This is a genomic window from Mycolicibacterium lutetiense (assembly GCF_017876775.1).
Taxonomy (GTDB): domain Bacteria; phylum Actinomycetota; class Actinomycetes; order Mycobacteriales; family Mycobacteriaceae; genus Mycobacterium; species Mycobacterium lutetiense.
Window position 1 is genome coordinate 2,182,644 of record NZ_JAGIOP010000002.1, and the last position, 18,329, is coordinate 2,200,972.

At 65.7% G+C, this 18,329-nt stretch carries 15 protein-coding genes and 2 pseudogenes; 3 read left to right on the plus strand and 14 right to left on the minus strand.

The genetic code is table 11. From position 1 onward, the window contains the following. Positions 1–26 precede the first annotated feature (26 nt). The 10 genes and pseudogenes from JOF57_RS19860 to JOF57_RS19900 form a co-directional block, all read right to left on the minus strand. On the minus strand, positions 27–2,345 hold the full coding sequence (locus tag JOF57_RS19860) for an esterase-like activity of phytase family protein (protein WP_209919250.1): 2,319 nt from the start codon (positions 2,343–2,345) through the stop codon (positions 27–29). Between the two features lie 97 nt (positions 2,346–2,442). Further along, positions 2,443–2,841: a hypothetical protein gene (locus JOF57_RS19865; protein WP_209919251.1), complete on the minus strand. Its 399-nt coding sequence runs from the start codon at positions 2,839–2,841 to the stop codon at positions 2,443–2,445. Between the two features lie 44 nt (positions 2,842–2,885). Beyond that, positions 2,886–3,236, minus strand: coding sequence for a hypothetical protein (locus tag JOF57_RS19870; RefSeq protein WP_209919253.1), 351 nt, complete (start codon positions 3,234–3,236; stop codon positions 2,886–2,888). A gap of 8 nt (positions 3,237–3,244) precedes the next feature. Next, a complete protein-coding gene (locus JOF57_RS19875) occupies positions 3,245–3,784 on the minus strand; it encodes a hypothetical protein (protein WP_209919255.1) in 540 nt (179 codons plus the stop codon). A 157-nt stretch (positions 3,785–3,941) separates the two neighbouring features. Next, positions 3,942–5,345: an IS1380 family transposase gene (locus JOF57_RS19880; protein WP_065204061.1), complete on the minus strand. Its 1,404-nt coding sequence runs from the start codon at positions 5,343–5,345 to the stop codon at positions 3,942–3,944. Positions 5,346–5,461: 116 nt separating this feature from the next. Then, positions 5,462–5,638 (minus strand): annotated as a pseudogene (locus JOF57_RS31490) (IS1380 family transposase); the annotation flags it as partial. Between the two features lie 115 nt (positions 5,639–5,753). Beyond that, positions 5,754–7,610: an AAA family ATPase gene (locus JOF57_RS19885; RefSeq protein WP_209919257.1), complete on the minus strand. Its 1,857-nt coding sequence runs from the start codon at positions 7,608–7,610 to the stop codon at positions 5,754–5,756. A 135-nt stretch (positions 7,611–7,745) separates the two neighbouring features. Beyond that, a complete protein-coding gene (locus JOF57_RS19890) occupies positions 7,746–8,132 on the minus strand; it encodes a type II toxin-antitoxin system death-on-curing family toxin (RefSeq protein ID WP_209919260.1) in 387 nt (128 codons plus the stop codon). Continuing rightward, the gene (locus tag JOF57_RS19895; protein WP_163664361.1) at positions 8,129–8,326 is read right to left on the minus strand and encodes an antitoxin Phd; all 198 of its coding nucleotides are present in this window, start codon (positions 8,324–8,326) and stop codon (positions 8,129–8,131) included. Before JOF57_RS19895 ends, JOF57_RS19890 begins: the two co-directional genes overlap by 4 nt. Before the next feature lie 82 nt (positions 8,327–8,408). Further along, positions 8,409–9,002, minus strand: coding sequence for a DUF2510 domain-containing protein (locus tag JOF57_RS19900; RefSeq protein ID WP_209919262.1), 594 nt, complete (start codon positions 9,000–9,002; stop codon positions 8,409–8,411). A gap of 250 nt (positions 9,003–9,252) precedes the next feature. Here JOF57_RS19900 and JOF57_RS19905 point away from each other — a divergent pair, with 250 nt between their 5' ends. After that, on the plus strand, positions 9,253–10,254 hold the full coding sequence (locus JOF57_RS19905) for a metallophosphoesterase (protein ID WP_209919264.1): 1,002 nt from the start codon (positions 9,253–9,255) through the stop codon (positions 10,252–10,254). Here the strand turns inward: JOF57_RS19905 and JOF57_RS19910 are convergent. Together JOF57_RS19910 and JOF57_RS19915 are read right to left on the minus strand one after the other, a co-directional pair. After that, positions 10,233–11,198, minus strand: coding sequence for a mechanosensitive ion channel family protein (locus JOF57_RS19910; protein WP_209919266.1), 966 nt, complete (start codon positions 11,196–11,198; stop codon positions 10,233–10,235). The two genes, JOF57_RS19905 and JOF57_RS19910, sit on opposite strands and share 22 nt — an antisense overlap. 96 nt (positions 11,199–11,294) lie before the next feature. Next, entirely contained in the window at positions 11,295–11,954 is a 660-nt protein-coding gene (locus JOF57_RS19915; protein ID WP_209919268.1) for an NUDIX hydrolase, read from the minus strand. On the opposite strand from JOF57_RS19915, the gene JOF57_RS19920 reads away from it, so the two are divergent. Further along, complete coding sequence (locus JOF57_RS19920) at positions 11,943–13,430, plus strand: ADP-ribosylglycohydrolase family protein (RefSeq protein WP_209919270.1); 1,488 nt, start codon at positions 11,943–11,945, stop codon at positions 13,428–13,430. The two genes, JOF57_RS19915 and JOF57_RS19920, sit on opposite strands and share 12 nt — an antisense overlap. Before the next feature lie 1,491 nt (positions 13,431–14,921). On the opposite strand, the gene JOF57_RS31010 is transcribed toward JOF57_RS19920, so the two are convergent. Then, complete coding sequence (locus JOF57_RS31010; RefSeq protein ID WP_234938188.1) at positions 14,922–15,776, minus strand: hypothetical protein; 855 nt, start codon at positions 15,774–15,776, stop codon at positions 14,922–14,924. A gap of 146 nt (positions 15,777–15,922) precedes the next feature. On the opposite strand from JOF57_RS31010, the gene JOF57_RS19930 reads away from it, so the two are divergent. Beyond that, positions 15,923–17,932: an OPT family oligopeptide transporter gene (locus tag JOF57_RS19930; RefSeq protein WP_209919272.1), complete on the plus strand. Its 2,010-nt coding sequence runs from the start codon at positions 15,923–15,925 to the stop codon at positions 17,930–17,932. A gap of 73 nt (positions 17,933–18,005) precedes the next feature. On the opposite strand, the pseudogene JOF57_RS19935 reads toward JOF57_RS19930, so the two are convergent. After that, positions 18,006–18,329, minus strand: a pseudogene (locus tag JOF57_RS19935) (integrase core domain-containing protein); the annotation flags it as partial.

Here is an 18,329-nt window from a genome sequence, read left to right on the forward strand (position 1 = left end):
GGCAGGCTCAAGGGCGGGAACCAGTGCTATCCCTTCAACGCCTCCGCCGCCGGGCCGAGATCGAGGAACACCGTTTCACCGTTGGCGTCGTCGAGCCCGTCGTTGTCGGTGACCACGTACAGGTTCTGGTTGCCGGCGATCGCGAAGCCTTCGACCTTCTCCTGCACATAGCCATTGGTGGCCTGCAGATCCGGTACCAGATTGCGGGCCAACGTCTTCGGCAGAACCGTTGGCTTGTCCGTCGCCGCGGTTTCACCCTCGGGGATCGCGACCCGGTACAACGCTTTGAGCCGCGCGTCGGGTCCGTTGAGTTTGTCGCGTTCGAGGACCAGCAATTCGCCGTTGTGGACGGAGATTTCGGAGACCCCGATCCAGTCGTCCTTGGTGTCGGTGGGCTCCAACTGGTAGCCGAACCATTGCCACTTGTCCCCCGCCAGCGTGTAACGGCCGATGCGGACCACACCCAACGGGGCGGACTTGAGTTCGCGCTGCAGCGCCACCCAGACGGCGTCTCCGGTGCTGCTCGACTCGAAGGCGACACCTTCGAGACCCTGGCTACCCAGCTGGGCTGCAATGTCTTTGGGCAGTGGCACCCGCTTCTCGATACGGCCGTCGGCGGCGACGTAGACCAGTTGGTTGCCCGGGCCGTCTTCGCCTTCGACCGCCAGCACGAATCCACCGTCGGGTCGGGCCGATACGCCCTCGGTGTCGAGGGTGACGGGCTTACCGTCCTCGGTGATCGGCAGTTCGGTGTCGATCAGGGCAGGCTTGCGGTTGACGTCGATGCCGAGGATGCGGGCGGGCCCGTACGCGATGTCGGTGGCGGTGTAGAGCCGGTTGGGATCCTTCGGGTCGGCCGACAGCGCACCGAGTGCACCCCAACCGATCGGGGCACCGTCGATATCGCCGGAGACGATGGACGGAAAGTCCGGTTTGCCTGCGGTGGCGAATGATTCGCCGTATCCGTAGAGGTTGACCGAGGCCCGCACACGGGCGTCGGCGTCGTCGGCCTCCGAGGAGATGGCCAGCAGATCCCGCGACGGGATCGGTAGGACGCCTTCGGGGCCGGGCGTGGTGGGCAGGATCTGCCGGAACCTCGGAGCGGCCGGTTCACTGACGTCGTAGACGGCGACGAAGTTGCTGCGCTCCGACGCGATCAACGCCGTGGGGCGGCCACCGATGTTGGTGATGGCCAGGCCTTCCGGCTCGGGCCCCTTGGATTCCGCGCGGCCTTCGATGTGCAGGCCGGTGCGTACCGCGAGTTGTTCGAGGGAGTTGCCGGCGTCCCACACCACCTTGCCGGTGTTGGCGTCGAAGATCGTCCAGCCGCGGGTGCCGCCCTTCCAGTCGCCTTCGTTGGCGGTGGCGAAGTAGTCGTCACCGATCCAGCCGATGGCATCAGGCTCGCGCGGGGTGTCTTTGATCGAACCCGTCGGGTCGATGGAGATGTCCTCTTTGGTGTCGATGCCGTCGACGGATTGTGTTCCGGCGTTGAAGATCTTGGTGACCTTGCCGGTCCGGCCGTCGATGACGGCGATGCCGTTGTTCTCCTGCAAGGTCACCGCGACCTGGCCACGCGCGTTGATGCTGACGTATTCGGGTTCGAGGTCTTCGGGGGTGTCCAGGCCGGCTTTCCGGGCCGCGTCGACATCGAAGTCGACCTTGCGGGGTGTCCAGCTGTTCGGCGCGCTCGTGAGGTCGATGAGTTGCACAAATCCGGTCGGCGGCTGGGGAAGGTCCCCTTCCTCCTTGCCGGGCGGAGTGAACTCTTCGTCGCGCTGGTTCTCCATGGCGATCGCGGCGAACGTGCCGTCGGGGCTGATGGCGATCGAGTCCGGCTGGCCGCCCAGATCGATGCTGTGCACGGGGGTTCGGTCGCTGGTCCGGACGATGTCGACGCGACCGGAGGGGTGTGCGAAGTCGCCGCCGGTGGTGTCGACGACGACGAGGACGTGGTCTTTGACGGCCGCCACCGACGTGGGCTGGTCATCGTTGTGGCCCAGCTCCGCGAGGGAAAGTGTGCCTTTGCCAACGGGTTTGGCGGGATCGGTGATGTCGACGAATCCGATGCGTTTGGCGGCGGCGTCGGTGTAGATCAGGGTGTTGCCGTCCGGGGTGACGGTGGAGATCTCGGCGACGGTCTCGTCGTCGACCGGAGCCTCGGCCGGCTTGTTCAGATACACCGGGTACGTGGCCGTGCGGTGGTAGCGGTCGGCGTCGGGCAGGTTCCAGTCGATGGGCGAGGTCGCCTTCGGGGTCTCCGGCTTCTTGTCCTCGGTGGAGCAGCCCGCCAGGATCAGCGCTGCCACCGTGGTCAGGGCTGCGGCCAGTCTCGCCGTTGTCATTTCGCCACCCTCTTCAGTTGTGCCGGTGCCTCGGGTGAGCCTGCCTGGCACAGGTGACTGACAGGGATTTCACAGATGAACGGAGAGAGACATCTGGTTACAGCGGCACTGTGAGCGGTCCGAGCACCTGGCATTGCGGGGCCATCTCCGCGATGCCCATCCACCCGCCGCATCCCCGGCCGGTGGACACGTAGGTCGCTCCGGGTCGGTAGGGCGTCAGCACCTCCGCCGGTTGGGCTCCCCTGCCCTGATTGCACTGGATGGGCGAGGCGTTGTCCTGACGCTGCACGCAGGCCACGCTGAGGCGCGGGTCGGCCGGGGCTCCACACGCGGCCGGGGCGACGGTCGCCCTGACCATGTCGGCGCCACCAACGTTAACGACGGCGGGCGGCGACAGCGTGAAAGTGCAGGGCGGCGCCGGATCGGCGTGGGCGGGTGTCGCGATAGCGCCCGCGATCACGATTCCTGACAACAGCACCAAAATGGCCCGAGCCATGTGGGGATTTTAGTCCGCCGCCTCGCCAATCAGAAGGACTCGGCTCAGAAGGACTTGGCGGGAATCAGTGACGCGACCACCTCGCACAGGTACTCGACCTCGGCGGTGGAGGGCTGCATCTCGAAGGCATGCACATGGCAGGCGACGCTGAGACGGCTCCACGCCAGCGCGGCGCGGTCGGCGGCCTCGGCGGTGTCCAGGGACTTGAGCACGACGAGCTTGCTGCGCGAATTCGCCCAGGGTGCATCCGCATCGAGGGCAGAGCATCGCTGATCGATGATCTCCTCCAAGGCCTGGCGGGCCAGGAACGCCGCGACCCGTGACGACAATCCCTCCGCTGAGCCGGGGGCCCGCAGGACACGTTGCGCCTGGCCGAGCAGGTCCGTCGCATTCATCTGAGCACTCATCGCAACGCCAGCACTTCGAGCACCGTCTTCTCGAGGTCCCGGGCGTCGTGGATGGAGACCGGCTTCGCGTCACCATGAGCGCCGGCGTTGCAGATCCACAGTGCCCGTTTGCGTTCGGGTTTGAGCCAGGCGGTCAGATCGGTCTGCGGATCACCGTGGATCGCCAGTGCCAGCCGGTTGGAGGTCTTCTTGGCCGACAACCATCTGTCCTCGGATTCGGTGAGTGCGCGGCCGGCAAGTGCTTCCTTGGCGTAGAAGGTCTGTTTGGCAGCGGATTCCAGGGCCATCCGGAACAGCGCCGGGGCGGCCCGGCCTTTGATGTCGTCGGGCATCTTGTCGTCCTTGATCAACGCGAAGATGTCGCCGACCTGCCGCAGTGCCGGATTGACGTTGTCGCGCACGGTGACCCGTGACCCCTTCTCGCGGACCACTTCGATGAGCCGGGCGTCGACGCCGGTGTCCCGGATGACCGAGGCCAGCCGGTCGTCGTGGGAGAAGACGATCACCTGGTGCGTCTTGGCGATCTCGCACAGCACCTGGACGAAGCCGTCGATCTTAGCCTCGATCCACTGATGAATTGGGGTAGGTGTGCCTCGCTGGGCTGTTGAGGGCTGGTCCTGGTCGCGGGCAGGGGGTATCTGCTGGTCTGTCCAGCTGTTCCTGTGCGCTCCGGTCGGGCCTTTCGGCATATGGTCAGGTGGTGGCGATTTCTGGTGGGCTGTAGCCGATGGTGTTGCGCCACAACGTGAGCCAGTGCTCTGTCCAGGGCCAGTGCGCTGGTAGGTGCAGGATAGGTTGGCGTTGCGGACGGGCCAGGCGGGCCGGGATAGTGATTATCTTGCGGCGCAGTGTCGCCCCGCGGGCGACCGCGTGGGCACCTCCGGCCAGGACGCCGACGGCGCGCAGCAGGTTGTGGGCGATCGCGGCGCACAGGATCCAGGCCGAGTTCGCGCCGAACCGCCCCGAGGGCATGTGCGCCAAAGGTCCGTCGATGAGGTCGGCGAACACGGTTTCGATGATGGCGTGGCGGCGATGAGTGATGTCAGCGGCGTCGACGGGTTCGTCGGAATTGGTGAAGAACGGGTGGTACCGCCACACCGGAAACAGCGCATCGAGGAACCGCGCGTCTTTGACCCGGCGCACGACCAACCGGGCGGTCACCGGAGTCTTGGTGGAACCGAAGGCTGTGTAGGTGGTTTCGGCGACTTCGGCATCGGAGATCCAGGCGCCGGTGTCGGGGTCACGCACAGCACCGGGATAGTTCACCGGGGTCCACGCGGTCTCGGGAATTGCGTCAATGGCGGCGGCAACTGCTGCGGTCTTGGTCAGCACCAGCGAGAACCGGACACCTGCTCGGTGGCAGGCGGTGACCACGGTGCTATTGCCGTAGGCCGAATCGCCACGCACCAGGATCTGCCCGGTGACCCCGGCAGCACGGGCGGTAGCGGCCGCTTGAGCGATCATGCGGGCTGCGCCCTTGCCGGAGTTGGCCTTGCCCGCCCGCAACCTCGCCCCGGCGATCACCGGCGCACCGTGGTCGGTGCTGATCGTGGTGATCAACGGTGAGAGGCCTTTGCGCAGGATCTGCCTGCCGGCGATCTTGGTGTGTCCGTAGCTGGCGCCCTGCTTGGCGTGCCCGTAGACCGGGCGTAGTAGTGAGTCGATGTCGATGAACGCCCGTCCGTCGGCGCCGGGCAACAGATCGACACGCCCGCACAGCGCGGCCAGGTGTTCGCGCAGGACAGATTCGAGCTGGCGGGCATGCCCGAAGGTGAACTCCCGCAATAAGGTTCCGATCGTCGACGGGGCGTACACACCACCGAAGAGGGTCTTCATCCCACCCGAGCGCACAACGTCTAGGTCATCAATGCTGTCCGCGCCGGCGCACATCCCGGCGATCAGCGTGGTCAGCTTCGGTGACGGATGGGCCGCGGCCGAACGGATCCGCTCACAGGTGAACCGGATCTTGTCGGCCAATAGCTGCGACAGACCGGTCTGGTCGGCCAGGGTCATCACCGGCACCAGCCCGGCGCACGACACGAGATGTGCATCATCGAAGACCGCCGACGACACGGCGAACCTATGGGACACTTGCACCGGAAGCGCCTTTCTGAACGTGGGCTGATCGAAGTGTGGTAACTCCAATCATCCCAGCTCAAAGGGCACTTTCCTTACATCAACACCCTCCGAACAGGCGATTCATCGGTGGATCGAGGGTTAGCCGCCCCGGACTTGACCCGAGACGACCTGATGTGAATTGTGTTGTCCAACAACCGTGTCAGGCCAGCTTGCTCGGCCAGGGCCATCACCGGGACCAGCCCGGCGCACGACACGAGGTTGTCCTCGTCGAACACCGCGGAGTCGGGACCGAACGTGTGGGACACTCGCACTGGAAGTGCCTTTCTTGTGCTGGTCGGATTGTTGCGTAGAGAACACCAATCTTTCCAGCTCAGAGGGCACTTTCCTCATTCCGACACCCCAACAACCAGCCCATTCATCGGTGGATCAAGGCTTAGAGGGGTCCATCGCCTGGATCGGGTCATCGAGGACGACGAACCGGAACGGGCTCTTCGCCGAGGTCGCGCGGGGCAGGAACAACGCCAGCGCCAGCGCGTGCAGTTCCCCCTGGCTCATCACCGACAGCGCCTTGGTGGGCTTGCCGTCGACGGCGCCTTCCAGCACCACCTTGCGCCGGGTGGCGGTGCCTTCCAGTGAGATCTCGACGAGGTCGACGTTGCTTTCCTGACGGAGCTGATGCCAGATGTCGCGGGCCTGGGCGGCAATGGGTTTGAGCCGAAGATTGCGGAAGGCGGCAGCGTGCTCGGTGACCCATTTCTTGGCCGCACCGACGGCGTCGAGCTCGTCGTCCACTGCCCTGGCCTGTTCTTCGAGGCCAACCCAGCCGCCCAGTTGCGTGGCCAGCGGGGCCCACGCGGTTTCGCGTCGCGCGAGTTCGTCGGCCGCCTCGGCGCGCAGCGTTTCGGCGGCGGCGATCAGCTCGGTCAGCGTCGACTCGGCGTGCGCCGCCAGGTCATCGTCGCCGACCGGGATCTTCCGGGCGGCGGCTACCGCATCGTTGTAGGTCGATAGCGCCGGGAGTTCGACGCCGGGCACCGCGGCCGCCGGAGTGAGCCCCTGGATCAGGGCGGTGAGATTCGACCGTGCGGTTTTAAGTTGTTGTGCAGTAGCGCGGTATTCGTCGAGCAGCTCCTCGCTGTCCGCGATGCTGTTCTGCGCGGCCGTGGCCCAGCCCGCGTCGAGGCGCCCCTGCGCGCACACGGGGCAGTCGGCGTCACCGCCCTGATCGTGGAAGCGCAGCGCGGTGCGCAACAGCTCGACGCGTTGACTGGTGAGGTCGATCGCGGCGGTCGCTGAGTCGGCCGCGGCTTTGGCTGCGGCGCGCAGTTGCCGGGTCGCCTCCTCGACGCCGTCGATGGTCGGCGCCTCCAGCTGAGACAGTGCCCGCAAGGCGGGCACCGCGTCGGATTGAGCCTCCCCCGCTCCGGTTGCCAAGGCGCGGATATCATCAAGGGGCACAGGGCGTTTGCGGAGGAGTTTGGTGGCGCGCTCGGCGCGTTCATCGGCATGCTCGGACAGCGCAGCCAGCACGCGTTTACGTTCGGCGTCGGCGGTGTCGCTGGCGGCCTTGATCGCCTTGTGGCGCGCCGTGAGAATTTTCTCGGTGTCGGCGAGCGCGTCGAGGCCGAGCAGTTTGGCCAACGCGTCGTACAGAGCGGAGGGTCCGCCGTCGAACAGCCGGCCCAGCTCTTCATACGACAGCAGCGGGCGGTGCAGTTCCAGGGCCCGCGACCACCCGAGGGCGTCGGTGCCGTCGATCCGCTTGCCGCCGCCGGCCTGCGTCCAGGTGCTGCAGCCATCCAGCTTCGCACCCTGACCCCAGTCAACTCCGACGGTGAACGGACCGGCCTCCTCGCGGGTGAATCCGACCTGGATCTCGCATGGGTCGGGGTGGTGGAGGTTCTGCCAGGCCTCGGCCCAGAGGCTCTCCTTCTTGTTGAACCAGCGATAGCTAGTTCCGGTCAGGGTGAGCTCCAGCGCCTCGGCAAAGCTGGACTTTCCTGAGCCGTTGCGGCCGCTGACCACCATCAGGCCCGGCGCCGGGTAGAGGTCCAGCCGCGCGGACGGGCCGACGCCGCGGAATCCGGAGACCGAGATCGAGCTGAGAAATGTTGGCGCCGGTCCGGATTGAGTCTGCTCAGCTGCCCCGCCGGACACCTCCGCCAAGGCGTTGAGCACGACGTCCTTGGCTGCGTCGGGCAACGCACCGTCGTCCCCGAGCAGTTCCAAGATGACGTCGTGCACGGACTGTTCGGCACCTGCGGCCCCACCCTGTTGCGGCATGCAACGATTTAACTACCCGAGGCCGACAAATTTGTCGGGACCGTCAGTTGGGGTGTGCTCACATTTCCCACCTGCCACTTGGGCACCGCGAGGCCTACACACGTGTGGTCGGGAAACCCGATATCACGGGTGATATCAGGTGCCGGCGACGCTGAAACTCATCAGCGCAGCGACGATTTCACCCAGCTCACCATCCTGGGTCGCCACCTCGTTCATCAGAATCTCGGCTCGATCGACGTCGAAATCGGGTGCGAGTTCAATTCCGTTGATGTGCAAGAACGTCCACGCTGATGCCCAGGCGGTCCGCTTGTTTCCGTCGACTAGGGCGTGATTGCGGGCAAGCGATTGCAGAAGTGCCGCGGCCTTCTCCCAGATGTGCGGGTAGGCATCCACCCCGAAGACCGTCGCCTGAGGCCGGGCGACGGCCGCGTCGAGTAGGCCATAGTCACGCACCTGCAGTCCACCGCCGAATGCGATTGATCCCGCGGTCAGTACGTCATCGCGGTCGAGATACTCGATCACGCCAAACGTCGGTTGAGTTCGGCCGAACGCTGAGCCACGACCCGCGCCGCCTCGGCCACCCTGCGCTTGTGCATGCTGGCGCGCTCAATGACGGCCGCGTGCGCAAACTTCTTCAACGACAGGTCGTCGGCTCGGGCCGCGGCCCGAATCTGCTCCATTTCGGCGTCGTCGAAGTCGAGGTTCAATGAAGGCATAAGCTGACAGTACTCCTGTTGGTACCAAATCAGGTACCAACTCGGCGAGACTCTCCCCCAACAGCGAGGATGCCGCAAATCCTCACTCCGGCGGCGGCGGATAGCGGCCGTGCATTCCGCGCGGGTCGCGCTCCTGGTACAGCCTGTCCTCGTAGTCGGCGCGGTCGGCGAGCACGTCGCGGCGGTACTGCTCGGCGCGCTGCTGTTCTTCGCGCTGCTGAGCCGACCTGAACAGCCAGACGCCGAACCCGGCCGCCACGCCGAGCACCGCCAAAACCCCGATCAGCCAGGGGTGTTCAGCGATCACCCCCAGCGCGAACAGCCCACCCAGCACGGCTGCCACCACCAGCGCAGGTCGACGGTTGGAGGTCTGGACCATGGCGCCGGGGCCGGATACGGCCACCGAGGACGACGAACCTCCGCTGAACAGGGCAACGAGGATCCAGATCGGCAACCACGCCCCGCAGGTCAGCAGGGTCAGCACGAGGTGCAATCCGTGGTTGGCTCCGCCGGCGCCGGTGGCGACGGCAACCGCAACGGCCGGCGCGACCGGGACCGGCGGCGGGGTGGGGACGAAGTGCTGGGTCCAGCGGCGGCCGTCGTGGTAGCGCTGGCCGGATTGGCCCTCGGGGTCCGGATGCCAACCGGGCGCGGGCACTGGGTACTGGTTTGTCATGGTCGTTCCTCTCGTCAGCGGTGACACCGCGCTCACGCGAGCCGATCAGACTGACACATGACACCGACAAGTCCCGGATCTCTCGAGTCGCCGTACGTGTCGGCGCTCCCGGTTATCGTCGAGACCGATCAAGAGATGTGACGCGCTCCGACGCCGGGCAGCGCCTCTGCCCCGCAGTGCGGTGTGCGATCTCTCGCCGCCGGCACACGATCCGGCAACCAGACCATCGATTGGAAGAATGGAGTCCTACATGACCGATTCCGTCCAGGGTTACGACATCATCGGCGACGTCCACGGATGCGCCGCACAGTTGGAGGCCTTGCTGGCCGATCTCAGCTACGAGACGGCCAGCAGCACAAGTGAATACCGCCATCAAGATCGCCAGGCCATCTTCGTAGGCGACCTGATTGACCGCGGTGACGAGCAACTGGAGGTGTTGCGGATCGTCAAGGGCATGGTCGATGCCGGCAGCGCGCAGATCGTGATGGGCAATCACGAATTCAATGCTCTGGCCTATGACACCGAATGGCCGGTCGGCAGCGGGAAGTATCTGCGGGCACACGATGATCCCGACAGTCCGTGGTCGGTGAAGAACGCCAAGCAGCACGCAGCATTTCTCGAGCAGGTCACCGGCACGGACCGGAGGCGATACCTGGAGTGGTTCAAGACCATTCCGCTGTGGCTGGATCTCGGCGATCTGCGCGTCGTGCACGCCTGCTGGCATCAGGATTCGATCGATATCGTCGAAACGCAGTGTGGTTCACGCACCCCGTTCGCCGAGATCGACCATCTGGTCGCGGCCAGCGACGAGGGCCATCCGCTCTACCTCGCGATCGAGACGCTACTGAAGGGGCCGGAGGTCAGTCTGGTGAACCACGGTCAGCGCAAATACCTGGACAAGGACGGCATCCCACGCGGCAACGCGCGCATGCGGTGGTGGAACAGCGATGCCGTCACGCTGCGCGACTTCGCCGAAATGGGAGGCAATTTCACCACCGAGGCCGGCGGTCCTTACCCGCCGCTGCCTGATTTGGACCTGTCGGGAAACGATCTGTCCTACGTCTATCCGCCGGGGGTGCCGGTGTTCTACGGGCATTACTGGCGACAGGGCTCCCCTGAACACCTGCAGGATTGGACGGACTACACCGCGTGCGTGGACTTCAGCGCGGTGAAAGGTGGCACGTTGATGGCCTACCGATGGTCGGGTGAAACACGGATCAACCCGGACCATTACGTGCCGTTGGTCTCCTGACCGCCGACGACCGCATGGATGCGGCCCTGCGGGTAGGGCAGGCTGATGCCGTTCTCGTCGTAGGCGCGCAGGATTTCCCGGCGCAGCTTGCGCTCGACCGACCATTGCGCGTTCGGCCGGGTCTTCAAGGTCATCCGCAGCGTGAGCTGGTCCGCCGCCAGCGACTGCACGCCGAGCATCTCCGGTTCGCCGATGATCTTGCCGGCCATCGACGGATCGGAGATGACCTCGTGGGCGGCTTCTACGGCGAGCTGTTCGGCGCGGTCCACGTCCGCGGTCAGCGCGACGGGTACCTCGAGGCGGGCCACCGCGTAGTCCTGGCTCATGTTCCCGACGCGGGCGATCTCGCCGTTGCGGACGTACCAGAGTGTGCCGTCGATGTCGCGGACCGTAGTGATCCGCAGCCCGACACTCTGTACCTCCCCGGACACCTCGCCCAGGTCGACGTTGTCGCCGACGCCGTACTGGTCCTCCAGCAGCATGAACACGCCGCTGACGAAATCGCGGACCAGGTTCTGAGCACCGAAACCGATCGCGAGCCCGACGACCCCGGCCGACGCGATGAACGGCGCGATGTTGACCCCGAGCACGCTGAGGATCGCCAGCACGACCCAGACCAGCAGCACAATCGACACCGTCGACTTGAGCACCGACCCAATGGTCTGTGCCCGTTGCTGGCGGCGTTCGGCCGCCCGAATGCCGTTCGTCGTCGCCGACGCCCGGTCGCGCAGATAGCGCAGCAGCGGAGGCTTCTTCGCTTGCCCTTCAAGTTCGTCGCTAACGGATTTCTTGGTCCTGCCGGTGGTCGCGCGGTCAATCATCCGCTGCAGCAAAAATCGAATGATTAACGCGACAACGATGTACGCGACAACCCGAACGGGAACCTCGATCAGCCAATGTCGATTGGTATCTGTCCATTCGAAAGCCTGGTTGTACACAGCCATATTTCGACCGTACGGCAGTACTGACGTGAGCGTCGATGAGGAGAGTGACTTACGCCGGTATCGCCGCAAACTTATTCTGCAGCAGAGGAATTCACGTCACGTCAAGGTACTGCGCCGGAACAGTTCGGCGGGGCGCCCACGACCGCCTGCGGTGAAGTCGCCGGTCGCTTCGAGTTGACCGGCCATGGCACGCCGAAAGTTGTCGCGTTGCAGCGCATGTCCCGCGACCGCTTGGTGGACGAGTCGCAGGTCGCGCAAGGTAAATGCCTCACCCAGCAGGTAGTCGGGGTCCGGCGACTTCTCGTAGCGAGCACGCACGTCCGCGACGGCCAGTTCGATGATCTCGTCGTGGTCGAAGGCCAGCTCACCGCGGACATCGGTGGACACCAGGCGCGTCGTCTCAGCGGAGCGCGTCGCCAAGCGTTCCGCCGGGACGACGGCGAGGTGCGCGACGGACAACACGCGGCCCCGGTCGTCACGCTTCAGCGCGTCGAACACCTGGAGTTGCCGCGGGTCCAGCCCGTGGATGTCGGCCTTGTCCGCCAGCGACCGCCGCACCGCATCGGCAAGGAGCTCCCCCTCGCGCAGGAACGTGCCCGGCAACGCCCAGCCGCGCCCACGCGTACGGGAGACCTGCAGCACCACCAGGCCGGCATCAGGGTCGACCGTCAGGACCGCGGTGTCCACCGCGACCGAGGGGCGCGGGTAGTCCTCCAGCGCCTTGCCGCTGGTGTCCCGATACACATGCTTGTCCATGTCAGTGGCCCAGCGTACAGTGATTCATTAATTAGCGCGTATTCGCGCAATATCGAGGAGGGTGCCAAGGCATCACTGAACGACCGCGTTGAAGGCGTACTACTGGGCACCGCAGCGGGCGACGCATTGGGGGCGCCGTACGAGTTCCAGCCGCCGCGCGGACCGGAACTGCCGGTCGGGATGGCCGGTGGCGGGCCGTGGGGGCCCGGGGAATGGACCGATGACACTTCGATGGCGATCGCGATCGCCGAGGTCGCCGCCACCGGAGCCGACCTGCGGGACCGCGAGGCGCAAGACGCGATCGTGACGCGCTGGTACGAATGGTCGCGGGGTGCAAAGGATGTCGGAATTCAAACCCGCTCGGTGCTCTCTGCCGCAGGTCGTGGCGGCACCATCACCGCCGCCGCGGCGCGGGCCGCGGCCGCCGACCTACACGCACGTGAGGGTCGCAGCGGCGGCAACGGATCACTGATGCGGACTGCGCCGGTGGCGATCGCCTACCTCGACGACGAGGACGCCATGGTCCAGGCGGCCCGCGCGATCAGCGAACTCACCCATTTCGAGGCCGACGCTGCGGAAGCCACGGTGTTGTGGTGCAGCGCAATTCGCCATGCCGTACTGACCACCGAGCTCGATGCCCGGATCGGCCTGCACCATATCGCCCCTGACCGTCGCGCCCTGTGGTCGCAGCGACTCGACGAGGCCGAGGGATCCCGTCCGGCGGACTTCCCGAAGAACGGGTGGGTGGTCGGGGCGTTGCAGGCGGCGTGGTCGGCGATCGTCACGACCGCCGGCGAAGGCCGAGGTCCTGAGCACCTACGCCGCGGGATCGATGCGGCCGTGCGCTCCGGGAATGACACCGACACCGTGGCTGCGATTGCCGGCGGACTGCTCGGGGCCGCGTACGGGGCGTCGGCGGTTCCGTTGCAGTGGCGAACGCTGCTGCATGGATGGCCCGGGATGCGGGCGCGTGGCCTGGTCAGGCTGGCGACGGCGATCGAACAGAAGAAACCGAGCACCGATCCGGATTACTCGTGGTCGCGGGCCGACGTCCTCGTCCCCCACCCGTATGACTCGAAGGTTCTGCTGGGTAGCGTGGGCGCGCTGCGGAAACTGCCGGCCGAGGTGACTGCGGTGGTGTCGCTCTGCCGGATTCCGGAAAGCGATGTGCCCGAAGGGATGCCGCACGTCGAGGCACGACTGATCGACAAGACCGACACCGACGAGAATCCGCATCTGGATTTCGTCCTGCTCGACACGGTGGACACCATCGAAGAGCTTCGCGCACAGGGGCATACGGTGCTGGTGCACTGCGTCGAGTCCTACAGCCGCACGCCCACGGTGGCGGCGCTCTACGGTGCGCAGTCCTGCGATGTCGGCGCCGAGCAAGCGTTAGCGGATGTGCTCGCGGAACTGCCCGATGCCAATCCGAACCCGATGTTTCGGGAAGCGTTGCGGCGGTTGAGTAAGCGTTGAGCATCGCCCGAGACCTGATCTGGAAGACAGCCCTCGGTGACTGCGGTCGCGTGGCGCTCAAAGTAGGCGTTGACTCGACGCACGAACGCCACGGTAACCACCATTACGGGCACCGTCCCCAGTGCGGTCACCATCGCCGGCACGATCAACGCCAGGCCGACTGCAGTGTTGTGCGTGGCGTCAGGAGTAGCAGCGAAGACGACAACCGTTGCGACGGACAAAAACCAAACCCCTACGAGCCATCGCGAGAGCCCACGGCGAGGAACCTCCACGCCGGCACGGACCAGGGTCGTGTAGCGGCCAAACAACTCGTATGCCGTGAAAACCCAACTCAGGAAGATAGCGAAGCAAGCCAACGTGAGGAACCAGATCGCCATGGTTCGCAGCGAGGGAGTGACCGCACCAGTGACAGCCAGGTCCGCGGCAAGAAGGTCTATCGCGAGCAGGAAAGCAGATAGTCCGGCAGCGGCGATCCGCACACTGGCGAGCAATCGCCGGTTGCAGGCTCTCCACGCTGCCACGACCGTCATCCACAGAAAGGTCACCGCAGCGATCGCAGCACCAACCCGGATACCGTTGTGCGAGTGGCTACCCGAGTCGGCCCACCAACTCCATTTCCGATCTGCGAGCGATAAGCTGACCAGTTGGGCACCCGCAGCCGCTGCAATGCTGATGAACCCTGTCAGCGATGCGGCGATGACCTTTCGACGCGGCCAGGTCCGCGGGGAACCGGCGTGAGCGACGACAATCCGGCACAGCAGGACACCCATCGCCCACAGGACGAGGCCAGGCAGGACCAACTTGGTCACGAGCCCGATGAGGTCTGGTGCAGACACCGCGCCTTCGAGGTCGCGGGTAAGCAGCCAGTACGGGGAGCTGGCGAACACCGCGACAACGCCGAGCTTCGTCGAGTACTCCTTCACGATCGCTGTGACCTCGTTCACTGACCGCCGCCCCAGCCACGCGATTCCCTTGGCAGCCAATTCTATTCGGCTGATTCTCTTTTGCAGAATCCAGGCGCGGGCCGTCCAGCGCGCCGTTGCGAATCGAAGCGCCTGCGCGGATTGACGTGCCAGCGCCCGGCCGAGTAGCTCCCTACGTCGGCCGGCGATGAGCATGGCCAACTCCCGAGAGTCGCTGTACCCGGCCAGAACCGCGATTGCGCGCAGTCCGAAACCGCGGAACGGAACACCGAGATTGTCAGGATGTGCGGGCTTGTTCCCGTCCATCGTGTCGACGGCGTCGTGCTCGTCAACCGTCAACTTTCTGTCGGTGAGCCCGCGGCGTTCCTGTTCCCGGCTCGCGGCCTTCGCGAAATCCTGTTCCCAGCGCCTGCTGCGGAACACCGTCGCGCCGAGCGCCAAGATGCCGACCATGAACCACGTCGTCAGCGTGGTGGCGGCGACCCAAATCCACGTCATCTGGTCCGAAACCCTTCCTCGTCTGAGCCGACCAGAATGGCACGGTGCCCCGACAACTTCTCTCGACCACTCACACCCACGCGTGATCACACACGCTGCACCACCATTTCTCCTCCGTAGGACAGCAGCCGCCGATGTGTAGCCACGGTCCCCACGCCTCGGGATCAGCCGGCATGCCGTACCGAATCGTCTGGGTCCGTTGCCCGCCGCACTGCGGACATTCGGGATTCTGGGCGAATTTGAAGTCGATGAACGACCGGAAGTTCCCGTCGCGCATCCGGTCTCGGCAGCGTCGGCAGATGACGGCCGGCCAGTCCTTGGCGGCGCTCCGCACCGCCGCGCGGAAGGGGCCGCGCATGCGTGGACTGTCCGGAGTTCGGATCGGTGAATCCGGGTGCCAACGCGGCAGCGGGTCGACGGTATGGATGTGCACCAGGTCGCGGGCGTCGGCTTCACTGAGGTCGATTGGCGCGCCACAGCCGTGGCAGTCACCGTCGAACTTGAGCAGATTGCGTGCGGCCGCCACCGAGGAATGGCCCCAGCGGTTCTCCGGTCCCCCGTACACCGGGCTCTCGTGAATGGCCAGGATGACCCGCTCGGCGTCGTCATCATCGAGGTGCCAGCTGACGAACGCATCGCTGAGGTCGAGCACCATCGCCAGCGTGGCCAGGTCCACCAGATCGACGCCGTACGGATTCAGCGTCGCACCGCCGAGGCCGCCCTCGTGGTCGATGCGAGCCAGCCGCGTCACCACCGAGACGGGATCGGTGCCCAACACGACGACCGCGTAGTCGCCGGGACGAGACTCTCCGAACGCGTAACGCCACGGCCGATACGGGGAGCGCGGCTCCAACAGCGTGATTATGCCGTCCTTCCAATCGACGGCTTCGAGGATGTGGAGACGGTGGTGAATCGTTTGCGACATACCTCAATTATCCCATTGAACTATGACAATTCGCGGTCCGCAAAGTTAGCTGTCGGGCACACGATCGCACCAACTGAGCCGATCGCGCCGCGCCGAGGCAGCTGAGTGCCTACCGTGTATTCACCAGCAACCGAGAGGATGCCGAGTTGGCCGTCGAAAGCTCCGCGAACCCCACCACGCCGACGCTGCGCGAACTGACCCTCCGCGGGATCCTGCTCGGCGGGGCGATCACGCTGGTGTTCACCGCGGCCAACGTCTATCTCGGTCTCAAAGTCGGCCTGACCTTCGCCACCGCCATCCCGGCCGCGGTGATCTCGATGGCCCTCCTGCGCAATTTCGCCAACCATTCCATCGTCGAGAACAACATCGTGCAGACCGTCGCCTCGGCGGCCGGCACGCTCTCGGCGATCATCTTCGTGCTGCCCGGGCTGATCATGATCGGCTGGTGGACCGGGTTCCCGTACTGGATCACCGCCGCCGTGTGCGCGGTCGGCGGCACGCTCGGCGTCATGTACTCCATCCCGCTGCGGCGGGCCCTGGTGACCGGCTCGGATCTGCCCTATCCCGAAGGCGTGGCCGCGGCCGAGGTGCTCAAGGTCGGTGACAGCACGCGTGGCGCCGAGGAGAACCGCATCGGCATCCGGGTCATCGCGTTCGGCGCGCTGGTATCGGCCGGATTCGGGCTGTTGGCCAACCTGAAGGTGCTGGCCAACTATGTGGCGGCCTACTTCCGCGTCGGGGTCGGCGGGTCGATGTTCGGCGCCAGTCTGTCGCTGGCGCTGATCGGGGTGGGGCATCTGATCGGGATGACGGTCGGCATCGCGATGCTCGTCGGATTGATCATCTCTTTCGGGGTGCTGCTGCCGATCCGGACCATCGGGACGTTCGGGACCGGTGAGTCGGTGGCCGACGTGATCGACGGCGTGTTCGTGCACGAGGTGCGGTTCATCGGCGCCGGGGCGATCGCGGTGGCCGCGGTGTGGACGCTGCTGAAGATCCTGCGCCCGATCATCAAGGGCATCACCGAGGCGATGGCCTCGGCCCGGGACCGGCGTGGCGGACAACTGGTCGACATCACCCAACGCGACATCCCGTTCCCCCTCGTCGTGGGGGTGATCGTGGCGATGCTGATTCCGATCGCGGCGCTGCTGTGGGAATTCTCCCGTGGCACCGCACTACAGGGCAGTTCGGCCGGGATCATCGTGGCGAGCCTGGTGTTCGTCTTCGTCATCGGGCTGGTCATCGCCGCGGTGTGCGGCTACATGGCCGGCCTGATCGGCTCGTCGAACAGCCCCATCTCCGGGGTAGGCATCCTGACCGTGATGATCGCCGCACTGCTGATCAAGGTGGTCTTCGGCCGCGCCGACGATGACCAGTCCCTCGCACTGGTGGCCTTCACGCTGTTCGTCGCGGCCGTCACGTTCGGCGTGGCCACCATCTCCAACGACAACCTGCAAGACCTCAAGACCGGCCAACTCGTCGGCGCCACACCCTGGAAACAGCAGGTGGCCTTGATCATTGGGGTTCTGTTCGGGTCGGCGGTCATCCCGCCGGTGCTCGACCTGATGCAACGCGCCTTCGGCTTCCTCGGCGCGCCGGGGGCCACCGACCATGCCCTGGCCGCGCCGCAGGCCGCGCTGATCTCCTCGCTGGCCAAAGGGGTGTTCGGCGGATCCCTCGACTGGTCGCTGATCGGCTTGGGTGCGGCGATCGGGGTGGGGATCGTGATTGTCGACGAAATCCTGTGTCGCACTACCCGGTTCAGCCTGCCACCCCTGGCGGTCGGGATGGGCATGTACCTGCCGATGAGCCTGACGCTGATCATCCCACTCGGCTCACTGCTGGGCTGGTTCTACAACCGGTGGGCCGATCGCAGCGACTCCGCGGCGGGCACCGCACGCAAGAAACGCCTCGGCGTGCTGCTGGCCACCGGCATGATCGTCGGCGAGAGCCTCTACGGCGTCGTCTTCGCCGGGTTCGTCGCCGGCACCGGAAGCGACGACCCGCTCGCGATCTTCACCGGCAACGACGGGACGTTCGCCTCCGTTATCGGGGTGATCGGGTTCGCGGCCGTGCTTTTGTGGTTGTACAAGCGGACGCAGACGATGTCTGCGCGCGAGCCGGCGAAGCGCAACTCGGACCCCAACAGTTCTTAATCTGACTTATTTAACTTAACTCGGATTAGCGCCAGGGTTAGTCTGAATCGCCCCGGGTTTGATGCACACGTGGTTATGGGTGTGCAGCCTCTGGTTGGGCTGTGTTTGTAGCGTAGTAGATGGCCTCGTATTCGGTCGGTGGGATGCGGCCCAGGCGGTGCATGAGCCGATCGGTGTTGTACCAGTGCACCCAGTCGGCGGTGAGCATCTCGACGTCGGCCAGCCGTTGCAGCGGGCCCCGTCGGAATGGCGAGTCGTCGCGGATGGCTTCGGTTTTGTACAGCCCTATGGTCGTTTCGGCCAGGGCGTTGTCGAAGGCGTCCCCGACCGTTCCGATTGACGGGATCAGCCCCGACAGGGACAGGGTTTCTCCGAACCGCACCGAGGTGTACTGGGC